Raw genomic sequence first — 13,549 nt, 5'->3', positions numbered from 1 at the left:
GCTAGACCGTCTGCCGGGCCAGGCGCTGCGCGAGTACGCTGGCGGCAATGAGTTGCAGGGCGTGGTACATCATGATGGGCAGCAGCACGATGCCGACCACATTGTCGGGAAACAAGACCGTTACCATCACGCTGCCCTGCACCAGCGATTTTTTGGAACCGCAGAAGAGGGCCGTAATCCGGTCGGCGCGGTTGAACCCCAGCAGGCGGCTGACGAGGTTGACCAGTTCGTAAACCAGAAAAAACAGGCCGAGCATACTGGCACCCAGCACCAGCAGGTCCGCAGCGGTTAGGCTCTGGAACATCCGGCGCTCGAACGATTCGCAGAAAGAAGTGTAGACAATCGTCAGAATGACCACTTTGTCGAAGTTACTCAGGGCTTTTTTGTGCTGTTCGGCCCAGCGGCCCAGCCACCGGTTGAGCAAAATTCCTAAAATGACCGGTGCGATCACTTGCAACGCCAGCTTCCCGATGACACTGCCTAAGTCGTACTGACCGGAACCCGTCGAGAGGAATAAACCCATCCATAAAGGTGTAATGAACACGCCGATCAGGCTCGAAATGCTGGCGTTGAAAATAGCCGCCGGAATGTTGCCGCCCGCCAGCGAAACCATGACGACGGATGAGGAAACCGTTGAGGGTAAGGCTGCTACGTAAAAAGCGCCCAGCCATAGCAACCGGTTTTCGCCGGTTTCGAAAACCGAAAAACCGGCCAGCACGATCAGCGGAAAAAGGACGAAGGTGGTCAGGTGGACGGTCAGGTGCAGTTGCCAGTTGCCTAGCCCCGCCCGGAGTTTATCGCCACTCAGCCGCAGCCCGTAGAAAAAGAAAATGACCGATACCCCCAGGTTGGCCAGGTTCGACAGCGAAAACGGGCCTTCCTGAATGCCGGGTTCGGGCCAGAGGTAAGCCAGGCCGATCATGCCCAGCAAGGCCAACAGAAACCAGTCGAGACCGGCGCGGGCGGCCAGGGAACGGAGGGAGGAACCGGTGGTAGGGGCAGAGCGGGTGGGTGTCGGATTGTTCACAAAACGTCAGGATAGTTGAATGATTGATTACCTTAGCGGCTCAAAGTCCCCAAATCGTTAACTGCCGATGATTCAGGTTGTTGTTCGTGCCCTGGAATTATTAGAATATGTCGCCAAAAAAGACAATGAACCGACGACCTTGACGGAGCTGGCTGCGGCCACCGGCCTGAACCAGCCTACCTGCGCCAATATCGTCAAGACGCTGGTGGAAAAAAAATACCTCGACCATGTGGGCCGTCGGAAAGGCTACCGGCTGGGCATCATGGCCTACCAATTGACCGACAACGTAGCCTACAACGAGCACCTGGTACTGGCCGCCAAAGACTACATGGAACACCTGACGGCCCAGCTCAACGAAACGTCATTGCTCGGTATTCTGCGCAACAACCGGCGGTTTTTGCTGCACATTGTCAACAGCGATCAGGATTTGCAGGTTCGCAGCCGTACGGAATCCGATATTTATCCGACAGCCACGGGCCGGATTCTGCTGGCTTTTCTGCCGGAAAAAGAACGCGATGCGCTGATCGAAGCTATCGGTTTGCCGACCGCGACCGTCTGGCCCGGCATCGAAACCCGGGAGCAGTTAGGGCAGGCGCTGGCGGTTATTCGCGGGGAGGAACTGGTGATCACGCGTTCGCTGAAACACATCGTCGGGATTGCCGTGCCGATCCGGCGGGGTGGAGAAGTGGTCGCCAGCCTCAGCGTGTTTCTGCCCGAAAGCCGGTATACGGCGGCCCGGCGCCCGGTCATTCTCCAGGCCGTGCGCGAAACCGCCGGGCAGATCAACCGGCGGTTAGCCAGTTAAATCTAACTGAGGAAGAATTCCCTATCTCTGACGCTTGAAAAACGCCCAGGCTTCGAGGTACACGTCGATGTCGTTCGGGTAGTCGTGCTTGCCGCCCAGCACTTTCAGCAGCGTCACTTCCGGTTTTCCGCTGGCTTTGTACGTATACCGCTCGATGGTTTTGCCGTCGGTCGGGTCGGTGTCGGGTAAAAGCTCTTTCGTTGGCTCCCGCTGATAGCCAGCCAGTTCCGACCAATACCGGAACGTGCGATCCGTGGAGCGCACCAGCCCCAGGCTGATGCCGTTGGTTTTGACTTCCCCACCTTCGTACGGATTCACCTGATCGGCGGTGCCGTTCACAATCAAGACCGGAATTGCTACGCGTTTTTCGGGGCAGTCGAGGTTGTTGGTGTCGGGCAGGTTCGCGATGAGCGCCGTGATGGCCCGGAACTGTTCGGGCATGGTGAGCGCCAGTTTGTAGGCCATATGCCCCCCGCCCGAGGTGCCGACCGCAAAAACGCGTTGCGGATCGATCCGGTAGTTTTTCCGGAAATACCCGATCATGGCGTCAAAAAACGCGTTGTCGTTGATGTTTTCCCGATTAGCTGCCGACTGGGCGGTTTTCCGGCATTCGTTCCAGTACTTTTTGTACCCATCCGGATACACCAGCAAAATGTTTTCGGCGGGGGCAATGGCTTCCAGTTTGGCCGCTCCGTTCCGCGTGCCCAGCCCGTTGCCGCCCGAACCGTGGAGCACAAACACCAGCGATGCCTTCGGACGGGCCGGTTTCAGAAAATGAAACGTGCGGTAATACCCTTCAATCAGGACCGAATCGCTGACAAGCTGGCTGTGCGCCGAAACGGCGATCAGGCAAAACAGGAAAAGGGGAAACAGGCGCTGCATGGTTCAGGAACGAAACAGCCGCCAAGTTACGGTTTTGTGGCGGTTTCTGTACGCTGAATTAATCGCATTGCAGCAAGTATTTCATCCCCGCCGGGTTGTTGTCGATGGTTTCAAAGACCGACTGAACGGCTTCCAGGGGGGAAATCTGCGTGATGAGCGCGTCGAGTGGGAGGTCGCCGGAAGCAGCCAGCCGGATGGCTTCGTCGAAATCTTCGGGTTCGTATACCCGCGCGCCGATGAGTTGCAGTTCGCGCCAGAAAAACCGGAACAGATCGACCGGTTTGGGCTCGCTATGAATCGCGACCATCACAATCCGGCCCCGCGCCCGGGGCAGTTGCGTCATGACCTGCACCCCGGCGGCCACGCCTGACACCTCGAACACCACATCGGCCATCGCGCCGTTCGTAACCGTCTCCACGGCTTTCACCAGATCGGTTTCCAGCGGATTGACCGCCGACAAGCCGAGCGACGCACACAGCGCCAGCCGGTTCGGGTTCGGTTCTGACAGCAGCACGTTCGCACCGGTTTGCCGGGCGACCAACGCAATCAGCACACCAATCGGCCCCCCGCCGATGACGACGGCATTTTCCCCGGCCTGCAACCGGCCCAGCCGCACGTCGTGGCAGGCCACCGCCAGCGGCTCGATAAGAGCGCCGAGGTGCAACGGCAGGCTTTCGGGCAGGCGGTGCAGCGTATAAGCTGGGACGTTCCAGTACGATTGCATCCCGCCCGCCGTGTCGATGCCGATGAATTTCAGGTTCTTGCCGATGTGCCGCTGCTCATTGTCCGACGGATCGTCGGCCCCCGGCTGCAACGGTCGTACGGCCACGCGGTCGCCCACCCGCCAGCCGGTGACGTCCGGCCCGAGTTCGGCAATTTTGCCCGCGACTTCGTGCCCGATCACCTGCGGCATCCGGACGCGCTGATCCATTTTACCGTGGTAGATATGCACGTCGGTGCCGCAGACGCCACAATAGGCCACTTTCAACCGAACAAAACCGGGTTGGAGGGCTTCGGGCGTCGCTTCTTTTACTTCAAAATGTTGATTTCCTGTGTAATAAGCTGCTTTCATAGTCGTACCCACGGACTTTAGTCCGTGTTTTGGGGGTAATTTATTCTGGATGTTTATACTAACTCTCACGGACTAAAGTCCGTGGGTACGTTCGAGGATCTGGAGCATATTGCCTTCGGGGTCGAAGAGGTTGCGGACGCGGCCCCCGCCGATGGCGTTGATGATTTCTCCGCCCCAGACCACATTTTGGCTGTCGAGCCAGGCTACGGCCTGGTCAAGATCGGTCACGCGCAGGGCCAGGTGCGACCAGCCGGGCGTCCAGGTTGTGCGTTCGGGCCGGGGCGTCTGGTCTTTGGGCATGATTTCCAGTAATGTCTGATCAGGCGCGATCAACATCCAGACGGGCTTGTCGTGCCGAAACCAGCGTTGGTAGCCCAGCACGCGGCAATACCAGTCGGCCAGGGCCTCCACATCGTCGGCGGCTACGGCCGGGTGATCGATGCCCCTAAAAAGGGATGCAGTCATGGGCTCGTTTTGAGGAGTTTTTGGTTAATAAAAACGTCGGCATACCGTTGGCCCAGCGTCCGGGCGGAAGGCGTGTCGAAATGGGTGGAGTCGCCCTTGTGAACCAGACCTTCGGCCAGTACGCAATAGGCATTTGGAATGGTTTTGACGGTTTTTTGCAATGTTTCGTTGATCACACCCGCGTCGGGATTGCGGCTGACGACAAAATCGCCCAGCGTTCCGACGACAAACGGCACATCCGGCGCATTCAGATCCGTCCGAAACCGCTGGACGAGGGCCACCAACTTATCGCCGTATACCGTCGTTTTAGCCGGGTTCGAATCCGATTCACCCTGGTGCCAGAGAAAACCGGCCAGCCGCCCGTTTTCGAGCGCTTTTTTGGCTCGGCGCAGGGCGTCGTCGTATGGATAAGAGTTCGTCGGTTCGTAGTATGCCCCCGGTTGCCAGACATCGATGCCCGACCCCCCGACCGCGCAGGGAACCAGCCCGAAGTTTTCCTCGGGATAGGCGTCGGCCAGCCGCTTCGCAAACGCCAGACCAGGTCCGACCCCGATTACGGCGGGTTTGTCGAAGTGCATCGGGTCGCGGGCCGGAACCCAGGTTTCGGCTTTCGTCAGCATCCAGATACGCGGGTGGACTTGCTCACTTTCGGCATCGGGCGTTCCGCGTCCGGCCATGTTCGATTGTCCAATGAGCAAAAACAACCGCAAACGGGGCGGCACGTCCTGCCGAAACGCGAACAGGACAGCGAATAGGAGGGCCGCAAAGGCGGTTTTACCGAGTGTTTTCATGGGTTCGTTTTTACCGAAAAACCCGAAGCATCGCCGGTTATACTGTACGTTTTCCCTTCGTGCGCCAGTTTTAGGTCTAAACCGTCCGTGAACGTGCCGGAAAGCCGCACCTTAAAACCGGGTTTGCCGAGCGTCCAGGCCGATTCGCCGGACTCGAACGTCCAGGCATCGATGTCGGCCAGCTCGTCGGCGACCAGCGCATACAGCCGATTGACGACCGTTGTTTTTGTCCCATCCGTGTGGCGGAACAGCAAACCGCTGCCGGGTCGGCCTTCGCCCAGTTGGTTGGGTTCAGGGTGATAGGCATCGTGCACATACGCATAGACCGGTCCGCCGAGCGTAGCCTGCCCCGCCGACCAGATTTTCAACCCGGTTTGGTTGCGGTACAGCGTCAGGTGGGGGCCGTAGGTCCGAACGGTCGATTGGCCGTCGCGGTTGTTGAGCAGCCAGTTCCAGACCGTCCGGACGGGTTCGCTGGCCCGGATGCGGTCGATGACCAGCGTGAGGTGTTCGCCCACCTGAAGCCAGTGCCGGGTAAATTCCTGAATCGGGGCACCGTACGCAGCCGCGACTTCCGACACGACGAGCGAAACCGGGCCTTCGCGCAACACCGCCCGCAGCCGCCCCCCGCGTTCGACGGGTGGCCCCACGCTGCCGTCGGCCCGGATGAGCCGCCGGGGCAGCACATTCCGCTGCTCGATGAGCTTGATTTTTGATAAATCTTCCTGCAAACCCAGTGCGTCCTGTTCGACCAGAAACGTGCAGGTGTTGTGCGTCTGCGTCGAACATTCCAGGCCGTGAATCAGATTCCGGTAGCAACTGTGGCCGGGGTCGGCCAGCAGCCGTTCGCGGTTGTAGACCAGCATAAAGCTGTTCAGATCGCCCTGCAAATGGCCCGGCGCGTAGCAGCCGTCGTTGATTCCGCCCTGAATCGCCAGCACCGATTTGCCGTTCCAGGCGTCGCGGACCAGCGTATTGCCGTTCGAAAAAGCCGTTGTCAGGGGTAAATTCGCCTGTTCCGGACGCAGCGCCGGGACGGTTTTGGTCAGCAGCGGCAGGGTCAGAAAGCCCCAGTCGTTGCGCATCCCGAACGTCGCCAGATCGTGCGGTCCCTGCGTCGACACGGTTTCGTAGTACTCCTGAAACAGCCCCCGCGCCAAACCGGCCCGCACCGGATCGGCCGACCGAACGGCGACGTGCAGCAGCAAATCGCCCGACGGCCGAAACAGAGCCGCCGAATCGTTGAAATTGACGGCCCGGGCGCGGGGTTCGTCGCCCCAGCCGCTCATCGGTTTTTGGTACAACATGCTCTGCGCCATCCAGGCCATGCCCCGGCTGTAGGCTTCCACGTCGAGCCGGTACGCCTGATCCGGAAACGTCCGAAACAGCGCTTCGTAGGCCAGCATGAGCGCGTTGGCGAGGTAATTGCCGTATTGCAACGACTCGCCGTAGGAGCCGTCGGGCTGGAAAGCCTGCGCCATCCGGGCCACTTCCGGCACGAATTCGTCCAGCAAGTCCTCGCGGTTTAGAGCCGCCGACGCCACCAGCGCCCCGGACGCCAGAATGCCGCGCCAGTTGGCTAAGTGGCTGTTTTTCTGCAACCACCGGCGGCAGAGGACAACGCCTTTATCGTGCAGCGCATTTCGGATTTCGTGCCGTTCGGACTCGGTAAAAACCTCACCGGCCAGGTCCAGCACGGCCGCGATGCCCCAGCAGAGGTGGGCGGTTTCCAGATGACCCGTAAACGGTTCGGCATGATCGCGGAACCACGGCCCGACCCACTCGCCGACGGGCAACCGGATCAGGTGCAGCATGGTGCCGCGCAACCAGGCCGCCAGCGGTTCGGTTGGGGCCAGGGCGTGTTGCAGGGCGGCATCCGAAAGGTATTCAGCCGCCGGATACCACCATCCGAGATTTTCGGCCCGCAAACCGGGGGTTGTCAGCCGGTCAGCAACCCGCAATTCGAGCGCTTTCCGAAACCGTTTCAATACCGGATCTGTGCTGGTTAAAACCGCTTCTTTTTCGGCGTCGGTCAGAAAAACCCGCTGTGTTTGTACGGTTTCCATCAGAAATACCCTCCGTTGCGGACGACCTCAGTGGGGCGCATCCCGCTTTCCACCATTTCCTTGATGCCCGCTTCCTTGTGCACAATTTCCTCAGCCGCCAGCAGCACCTCGTAGGCGATGGCGCGGGGAATCGAAATGACGCCGTCGATGTCGCCAAAAATCCAGTCGCCCGGTTCGACCACCACGCCCCCCATCAGTACCGGTTTCTGGTAGTGGTACATCCGAAACCGCCCCAGCATGCCGGTATTGGTTTTGTACTGGTAAAAAACCGGAAAGCCCTGATCCAGAATGGCGTTGGTGTCGCGGATGCCGTTGACAATGGCCCCCCGGCAACCGATGCGCCTGGCCGCCATTGTCATGACTTCGCCCCATTGCGACGTGATCGTATCGCCGGTGCAATCCCAGACCACGACGCTGTCCTCGTGCAGGGCTTCCAGCATCTGGGCGCGGGTTTCCATCTCGCCTTCGGTGGTGATGTCGGGCGCCCCTTTGACGGTGAAGGCCAACCCGGCGAGTTTCATTTCTTCCCGCAGCGGGGCGAAATGGGCCGGTAAGCTGGTGGTTTGCAGCTTGTAGTTGAACCGCAGCACGTCGTTGACCGCGCCGGTGTACAATCGCAGGTAACGCTCCCGCATCTCGGTAATTGGAACCGGGTACTGGGGTAACTGGGTAGCGGCTTTGCCGTTGGTGTGAATTTCCTGAATCATCCTGCTAAAAATTTCATGTTGTCAAAATTGATTTCCCGAATCAGTACGTAGTCCGGTTGGTTCAACACGAAGGCGATGACGTTGGCGACGTCGTCCACCTTCAGGAATTTCTCCCGGGCCACTTTCCGGTCGCCCCAATAGTTGCTGTCGGTCGGGCCGGGGTTCACGTCCGTAACTTTGATGCCTTCTTTCAGCACCTGATCGGCCAGGCCGCTGCTAAGGCCCCGCGCCCCGAATTTGGAGGCTGCATACACCGGGGCGTTCGGATTTGTCCGCTGGCCCGCCATGGAGATAACCGTCACAATATGACCTTGTTGCTTCGGTTTCATGAGTTTGAGGGCTTCGCGGTTGCACAGAAACACGCCCCGCATGTTGATGTTGACCATCTGCTCGTAGGTGTCGAGGTCGGTGGCGGACAGGTCGGTGGTCAGTACCCCCATTCCGGCATTGTTGATCAGCACGTCGACGGTTCCGAAGGCGTCCACACAGGCCGCAAAACCAGCCTGCACATCGGCTTCCTGGCTGACATCACCCCGAAACGACCGCAGGTTTTCGTGGTTGATGGCATCGGCCAACTTGTGCGTCCGGCTGAAATCGAACACGCGCGCGCCCTCCTCGAGTAGCCGGAGTGCCGTGGCTTTCCCAATACCGCCCGACGCTCCGGTGATGAAAATGACTTTGTTTTCGAGGTAATTCATGGTGGTTTTGAGTGAACGCTAGATTCTGAATGCTGGATACTTGATTCTGGATGAACTGGATACTAGATACTGGACAAGAGATGCTGGATGCTGGATAAAAGGGTAGAAGGCAAGCTGTTGATTATCAGAAATTTAATCTCCGTTTTAATCTCTTTTATCTAGTATCCAGTTCATCCAGCATCCATTTTATGATTGTGAAAGCGGGGTGGCGGTGGATTTTTCGTCAGCTTTAACCGGTTTTGGTTCGCGCGTCCAGTACCAGAGTACGGCGCAGAGAATCAGGCAGATGATCCCGGCCCCGAAGGCAAACTGGCCGCTGGTCTGGCCGATGGACGGCATGCTCATGACCATGAACAACCCACCCGTCACGGCCAGGGCCACGGCGTAGAGCCGATTCATCGACCGCATGAAAACCGGGTTTTCCTTCGGTTTTTCGGCTTCGGTCAGGGGCGTTGCCAGTCGGAGGAAAAACGCTTCGACCCGATGGCGATAGGCGGAATCTTTCGATTCTACCAGGCCAGATAACAGGAAGATGGCGATGCAGGCCACAATTTCGATCAGCGTGGCAAGTTCCCACGAAATACTAGGCGTGGCGTTGAGGGCCAGACCGATGCCCATACCGCCCAGCACCGTCGCCAGCGCGCCCCAGGGCTGCGGGCGTTTCAGCACAATGCCGAGCACGAGCGGCAGCGTCATCGGGATGGCAAACAGGCCGGTAAACAGTTTGTTGGCTTCGAAGGCTCCGCCAAAACCGCCCACAAACAAGGCTCCGACCGTGATGGTAGCCCCCAGGAGCAGCGTCATCATCCGCCCAACCCAGAGCGTCTCCTTGTCCGTCGCGTTCGGGTTGAACAGCCGTTGGTAAATGTCCCGCGTCAGCACGCCCGCCGTGACGTTGTATTCTCCGCTCAGGACCGACATGGTAGCCGCAAACATGGCCGCGACCATCAGGCCCATGATGCCTTCGGGCAGGAGTTTCAGGCAAACACTGACGTAGGCCATTTCGGGGTTTTCGAGGTCGGGAATGATGGCGCGCGCGGCCAGCGACGGAAACAGGAAAATGGTCGGAAACAGAAAGAAGAAAACCGCCGTGAGCATCCCCTGTTTCTGGCTGGCCCGCTCGTCGCGGACGCTGTAAAACCGCTGGATGAACGTCCAGTTGCCACTGTATTTGACCAGAATCATCAGGTAATACACTGACAGATACAGGGATGTGCCTTTGGGGCCGTTGAAGGGGTCGAAATGGGCCGGAATGTCGGCCATCATTTTGGGCAAACCCCCGGCAGCCTGCACCGTGAGCGGCACCAGAATCAGCGTCGCAACCATCAGAATGATGAACTGAACCACGTCGGTGACGACCACGGCCCACAGACCGCCCGCGATGGTGTAGAGCGCCACGATGACCCCGCAAATCAGGATGGATGTTTCCAGGCTCATGTCGGTCGAGGCTTTCAGGAACAGCCCCAGCGCGTAAAGCCGCACCATGTTGTCCAGGATTTTGAACAACACCCCGGCCCAGGCAAACACCTGGCGAACCGGCGCGTTGAAGCGGGTTTCGAGGAATTCCATCGGCGTCAGGATGCCCGCCCGACGCCACCGCTTGGCAAAAACCGCTACGCCGATCAGGGCCGGTAAGACCGTACTCCAGATGAGCGTGAGGGCCACCAGCCCGTGCTGGTAGGCTATCCCGGCGTAGGCCACGAACATGAACGTGCTGAATTTGGTCATGAAGTTGCTGATGGCCCCCGACACCCACGGAATGGCGTTGCCGCCCTTGAAGTAGTCGCCGATGTTTTTGACAAACTTGCCCAAAAACAGCCCGATGCCCGCCATCAACAGCATGTAAATGGCAATGGCCCAGTAGTCTAAAGTTTGAAGGGTTTGCACGCGTCGTTGGGTTTAGTTTTTGACAAAAATGGGAATCTTCGTGGTTGGCCGGGTGTTGGTGATCGTCGTATTTCGGGCATTGAGCAACTGAATCAGGGTCGGGGTTTGATCCGTGCTTTGCGCGGTCAGCCGATCAATAACCACCTGATCCACGTCATCCAGCACCAGCGCCGGACGCTGATCGTCCTTCGCAAAACGCAGTTGAATCTGGTCGAAGGTGCTGTTTTTGACGTGCCGGACGTAGAAACCGTACGCGGGCAACACCGGACCAAACATCGTTCCGACCGGGTAGGCATCCGGTTTTTCCGGGATGGGATTTGGTGCCTCACCGGCCATGACGCCCCCTTCAAACTCAAAATTCAGGTTGCGCAGCAGCAGATTTTCCAGTGGATAGTCGGCCAGACCGGTGATCGAGCAGCCCAGCGAGGCAAGGCGGGTTCCCTGAATATTTTCAATGATGATGTCTTTCAGCGCCGGTTTGTTGACGACTGTGTTGGCGCCGTATTTTTTGTTCCGCGTATTCAGCCGGATAAAGAGCGCGCCCCGTTTGATGTTGCGTAGCGTAATGTTCGAAATGTTGATTCGTTCGATGCGCGCACCGTCGGCGGTCATTACCGCCAGGCCCTCCCCGCGGGTGTCGAATACCGTGCAGTTCTGGATCGTAATGTCTTCGAAGCGGCCCGCGGTTTCGGTGCCGATCTTGATCCCGGACGCGTTGGCACTCACCACGCAGTTCGTCACGGTAATGTCCCGGCTGGCCCGGTCGGGCGAAAAACTCTTGATGCAAATGGCGTCGTCACCGCTGTTAATGAAGCAGTTCGAGATGCGAACCTGTTCACAATCAATCAGATCCAGGCCGTCGTTGTTGCGGTGCCGGGCTGTGGTTTCGCGCGGTTTTTCAATGTCTTTGTTTTCCCGGCTATCCACCGTAAGGCCATTGATGACCAGATTCTTACACGCCTGGTACGTCTGCACCCACGACGCCGAATTTTGCAGCGTCAGGTTGTTGATGTGAACGTTCTCGCACCCCCGCAGGTGAATGATGCGGGGCCGGTATTTAAAAGACGGTCGGAGGTACGGATCCATCAGCCCCCGTTTGTCAATTTCGCTCCCCTGTCCGTCGATGGTGCCCCGCCCTTCAATCGTGATGTTCTGACTGTTTTCGGCGTAAAGAAAGGCCTTGCTGGTTAGCGGATGTTCGTCGTAGGTTGGGTAGTCAGATGCCTGGTCGGGATAATCTGTAGCCTTTTCACTGCCCAGCAAGGTAGCCCCGGCTTCGACGTACAGGGTGACGTGACTTTTGAGGTAAAGCGTTCCGGACAAAAACCGACCATTGTGCAAATACACCTTGCCACCCCCGGCCGCGTGGCAGCGGTCGATGGCCGTCTGGATGGCTTTCGTATCCAGCGTTTTGCCATCGCCTTTCGCGCCAGTTGCGAACACATCCCAAACCCCGGACGGTTTTTGGGCCAAACCGGTGGTTGCGAGTGCCAGCAGGAAAAACAGTCGTTTCATATCCGTACCCACGGACTTTAGTCCGTGTTTTTATTATATCTTCCTCATACAGAGGAGTCAGGAAGTAGTTTATACAAGAATCTGGTATCAAGTCACTCACACGGACTAAAGTCCGTGGGTACGTTAGACCTTACTCTTCTCCATAATCAGCATCGGGTAATCCTGCAAAGGCAGTTGCCGGAACAATTGCGCTTCCGATCCGACGCGGTATTTGTCGTTGTCGAAGAGTTTTTCCTGGCCGGTCAGTTCGAGAATGTCGCCCGTGAGCAAGTCCACCAGAACCGGTTCCTGAAAGCCCGAACCTTCCCAGTCCCAGTGGTATAGATGGATGCTGTCGGCTGGCTTGCTATCGGTTGCTTTCTCGCCTGACCAGTAGGCCAGCACCGGGCCGTTGTCGGTATTCAACACCGCCGAACAGAGGCCCGCGAGGCTCTTTTTGGTGCCATCGCCAAACAACTGGTAGTCTTTTTCCGCAACCGGTTCTTTCCCCGACACCGCATGAACAATGGAGCCCCGGGTTCGCACCTCCCCGTGGATCAGGCTGCCCAGATGTTGCAGGGCTTTGTAAGCGATTTTGGGTCTGATGTCCGGTTTTTGCCGCAGAATCCCCTTGTAATTGACTTTGCCCGAGCCCTTCGGATAATCGTGCAGATCGACAATCAGAAACCACAGCGTCATCGGTAAATCCAGCGAACAATCCGTCAGCAACCGGCGCAGCATGATTTTAGCCTGAATGGTTTCCGTCCACGGGCCTTCGCCCGAAAAACCGGTGCTATTGGGGTCCGACGGAAAGCCGTTTTCGCCCTGCCAGATCTTGATTTTCGGGTTGTAATGATCGATCAGTTTGCGCAGCGCCAACGTCCGCTCCGAGTAACTTTCGGGAAGGGTCGTGTAAGGATGAAAGGAAAAAATATCGATCAGATCGGCGAGACCGGCTTCGAACAGCTCCCGGATGAATTTGGCGGGCATGCGCGAAACCACCCCGCCGACGATGACGGCATCGGGGCAATTTTGCCGAATAATCGGCGCGGTTTCCCGGACCAGTTGCACGTACTTTTTAGCATTGGGCTTATCGGGGCCCCAGAAACCCGACAGATTGGGTTCGTTCCAGATCTCGTAATGCTTGATTCTGTTTTTATAGCGTTGGGTCAAAGCGGTTACGTACCGCTTCCAGGCTTCGTTGGCCGTCGGAACGTCCAGCGGGTGATAGCCAACCTCGCCGGCCATGTAATGGGTATTGCCGTAACCCACGTTGAAAAAGGGCTTCACGCCCCGGCTCACCAGGCCATCGACGCTTTCGTCGAGCCAGGCCCAGTCGTATTTCCCTTTTTCCCGTTCCACACGGCCCCAGCCGGTTTGCAGACGGCCCCATTTCACTGGCAAATTGTCGATCCAGGGATACACCTCTTTCGGTTTCCACAAATCCCGGTCGAGCGTTTCGCAGCCAATCCCGAAAGGTGAACTTTTGATCTCGGACGGTTTTTTGACGCGGACGGAACCGATTTTTTTCAGGGCAATGGCCGGTTCCTGACCAACAGATAAAGGTTCGGAACCCGGTTTCAGTACCTTTGCAAAAGGCAGAATGGATACCATTTTTAGGAATTCACGGCGGTTGTTTTCCATCATGAGGCTGT

12 protein-coding genes are annotated in these 13,549 nt (G+C 58.0%); 1 reads left to right on the top strand and 11 read right to left on the bottom strand.

Annotated features, from left to right (window positions below; translation table 11 throughout):
* Nucleotide 1: 1 nt before the first annotated feature.
* Nucleotides 2-1,027 (bottom strand): bile acid:sodium symporter family protein, encoded by a 1,026-nt coding sequence (locus tag ACO2Q8_RS03105; RefSeq protein WP_423343318.1) that lies wholly within the window; start codon nucleotides 1,025-1,027, stop codon nucleotides 2-4.
* A 67-nt stretch (nucleotides 1,028-1,094) separates the two neighbouring features.
* Between ACO2Q8_RS03105 and ACO2Q8_RS03100 the strand changes: the two genes are divergently transcribed.
* On the top strand, nucleotides 1,095-1,832 hold the full coding sequence (locus ACO2Q8_RS03100) for an IclR family transcriptional regulator (RefSeq protein ID WP_423343317.1): 738 nt from the start codon (nucleotides 1,095-1,097) through the stop codon (nucleotides 1,830-1,832).
* A gap of 21 nt (nucleotides 1,833-1,853) precedes the next feature.
* Here ACO2Q8_RS03100 and ACO2Q8_RS03095 read toward each other — a convergent pair whose 3' ends face one another.
* The 10 genes from ACO2Q8_RS03095 to ACO2Q8_RS03050 form a co-directional block, all read right to left on the bottom strand.
* Nucleotides 1,854-2,714 (bottom strand): alpha/beta hydrolase family esterase, encoded by an 861-nt coding sequence (locus ACO2Q8_RS03095; protein WP_423343316.1) that lies wholly within the window; start codon nucleotides 2,712-2,714, stop codon nucleotides 1,854-1,856.
* Between the two features lie 58 nt (nucleotides 2,715-2,772).
* Nucleotides 2,773-3,786: a zinc-dependent alcohol dehydrogenase gene (locus ACO2Q8_RS03090; RefSeq protein WP_423343315.1), complete on the bottom strand. Its 1,014-nt coding sequence runs from the start codon at nucleotides 3,784-3,786 to the stop codon at nucleotides 2,773-2,775.
* A 72-nt stretch (nucleotides 3,787-3,858) separates the two neighbouring features.
* Nucleotides 3,859-4,251, bottom strand: a complete 393-nt coding sequence (locus tag ACO2Q8_RS03085; RefSeq protein ID WP_423343314.1) for a VOC family protein — start codon at nucleotides 4,249-4,251, stop codon at nucleotides 3,859-3,861.
* Nucleotides 4,248-5,042: a sialate O-acetylesterase gene (locus tag ACO2Q8_RS03080; protein WP_423343313.1), complete on the bottom strand. Its 795-nt coding sequence runs from the start codon at nucleotides 5,040-5,042 to the stop codon at nucleotides 4,248-4,250. Before ACO2Q8_RS03080 ends, ACO2Q8_RS03085 begins: the two co-directional genes overlap by 4 nt.
* Nucleotides 5,039-7,108: a heparinase II/III domain-containing protein gene (locus tag ACO2Q8_RS03075; RefSeq protein WP_423343312.1), complete on the bottom strand. Its 2,070-nt coding sequence runs from the start codon at nucleotides 7,106-7,108 to the stop codon at nucleotides 5,039-5,041. Before ACO2Q8_RS03075 ends, ACO2Q8_RS03080 begins: the two co-directional genes overlap by 4 nt.
* Nucleotides 7,108-7,815 carry an RraA family protein gene (locus ACO2Q8_RS03070; RefSeq protein ID WP_423343311.1) on the bottom strand — a complete coding sequence of 236 codons (708 nt, stop codon included), beginning with the start codon at nucleotides 7,813-7,815 and terminating at the stop codon, nucleotides 7,108-7,110. Before ACO2Q8_RS03070 ends, ACO2Q8_RS03075 begins: the two co-directional genes overlap by 1 nt.
* Entirely contained in the window at nucleotides 7,812-8,513 is a 702-nt protein-coding gene (locus tag ACO2Q8_RS03065) for an SDR family oxidoreductase (RefSeq protein WP_423343310.1), read from the bottom strand. The genes ACO2Q8_RS03070 and ACO2Q8_RS03065 overlap by 4 nt, the downstream gene beginning before the upstream one ends.
* A 186-nt stretch (nucleotides 8,514-8,699) precedes the next feature.
* The gene (locus ACO2Q8_RS03060) at nucleotides 8,700-10,400 is read right to left on the bottom strand and encodes a sodium:solute symporter family protein (RefSeq protein ID WP_423343309.1); all 1,701 of its coding nucleotides are present in this window, start codon (nucleotides 10,398-10,400) and stop codon (nucleotides 8,700-8,702) included.
* A 12-nt stretch (nucleotides 10,401-10,412) separates the two neighbouring features.
* On the bottom strand, nucleotides 10,413-11,915 hold the full coding sequence (locus ACO2Q8_RS03055) for a glycoside hydrolase family 28 protein (RefSeq protein ID WP_423343308.1): 1,503 nt from the start codon (nucleotides 11,913-11,915) through the stop codon (nucleotides 10,413-10,415).
* A gap of 123 nt (nucleotides 11,916-12,038) precedes the next feature.
* Nucleotides 12,039-13,541, bottom strand: a complete 1,503-nt coding sequence (locus ACO2Q8_RS03050) for a GH39 family glycosyl hydrolase (RefSeq protein WP_423343307.1) — start codon at nucleotides 13,539-13,541, stop codon at nucleotides 12,039-12,041.
* Between the last annotated feature and the right edge of the window lie 8 nt (nucleotides 13,542-13,549).

The sequence above is a fragment of the Larkinella sp. VNQ87 genome (assembly GCF_049445795.1).
Lineage (GTDB): Bacteria > Bacteroidota > Bacteroidia > Cytophagales > Spirosomataceae > Larkinella.
The sequence above is the reverse complement of the archived record's forward strand: the minus strand, read 5'-3'. Positions and strand labels throughout refer to the sequence as shown.

Excerpts from the sequence above, each read along its gene's own strand:
- ACO2Q8_RS03100 (WP_423343317.1), top strand. The coding sequence starts at position 1,095 with ATGATTCAGGTTGTTGTTCGTGCCCTGGAATTATTAGAATATGTCGCC.
- ACO2Q8_RS03095 (WP_423343316.1), bottom strand. The coding sequence starts at position 2,714 with ATGCAGCGCCTGTTTCCCCTTTTCCTGTTTTGCCTGATCGCCGTTTCG.
- ACO2Q8_RS03090 (WP_423343315.1), bottom strand. The coding sequence starts at position 3,786 with ATGAAAGCAGCTTATTACACAGGAAATCAACATTTTGAAGTAAAAGAA.
- ACO2Q8_RS03085 (WP_423343314.1), bottom strand. The coding sequence starts at position 4,251 with ATGACTGCATCCCTTTTTAGGGGCATCGATCACCCGGCCGTAGCCGCC.
- ACO2Q8_RS03080 (WP_423343313.1), bottom strand. The coding sequence starts at position 5,042 with ATGAAAACACTCGGTAAAACCGCCTTTGCGGCCCTCCTATTCGCTGTC.
- ACO2Q8_RS03075 (WP_423343312.1), bottom strand. The coding sequence starts at position 7,108 with ATGGAAACCGTACAAACACAGCGGGTTTTTCTGACCGACGCCGAAAAA.
- ACO2Q8_RS03070 (WP_423343311.1), bottom strand. The coding sequence starts at position 7,815 with ATGATTCAGGAAATTCACACCAACGGCAAAGCCGCTACCCAGTTACCC.
- ACO2Q8_RS03065 (WP_423343310.1), bottom strand. The coding sequence starts at position 8,513 with ATGAATTACCTCGAAAACAAAGTCATTTTCATCACCGGAGCGTCGGGC.
- ACO2Q8_RS03055 (WP_423343308.1), bottom strand. The coding sequence starts at position 11,915 with ATGAAACGACTGTTTTTCCTGCTGGCACTCGCAACCACCGGTTTGGCC.
- ACO2Q8_RS03050 (WP_423343307.1), bottom strand. The coding sequence starts at position 13,541 with ATGATGGAAAACAACCGCCGTGAATTCCTAAAAATGGTATCCATTCTG.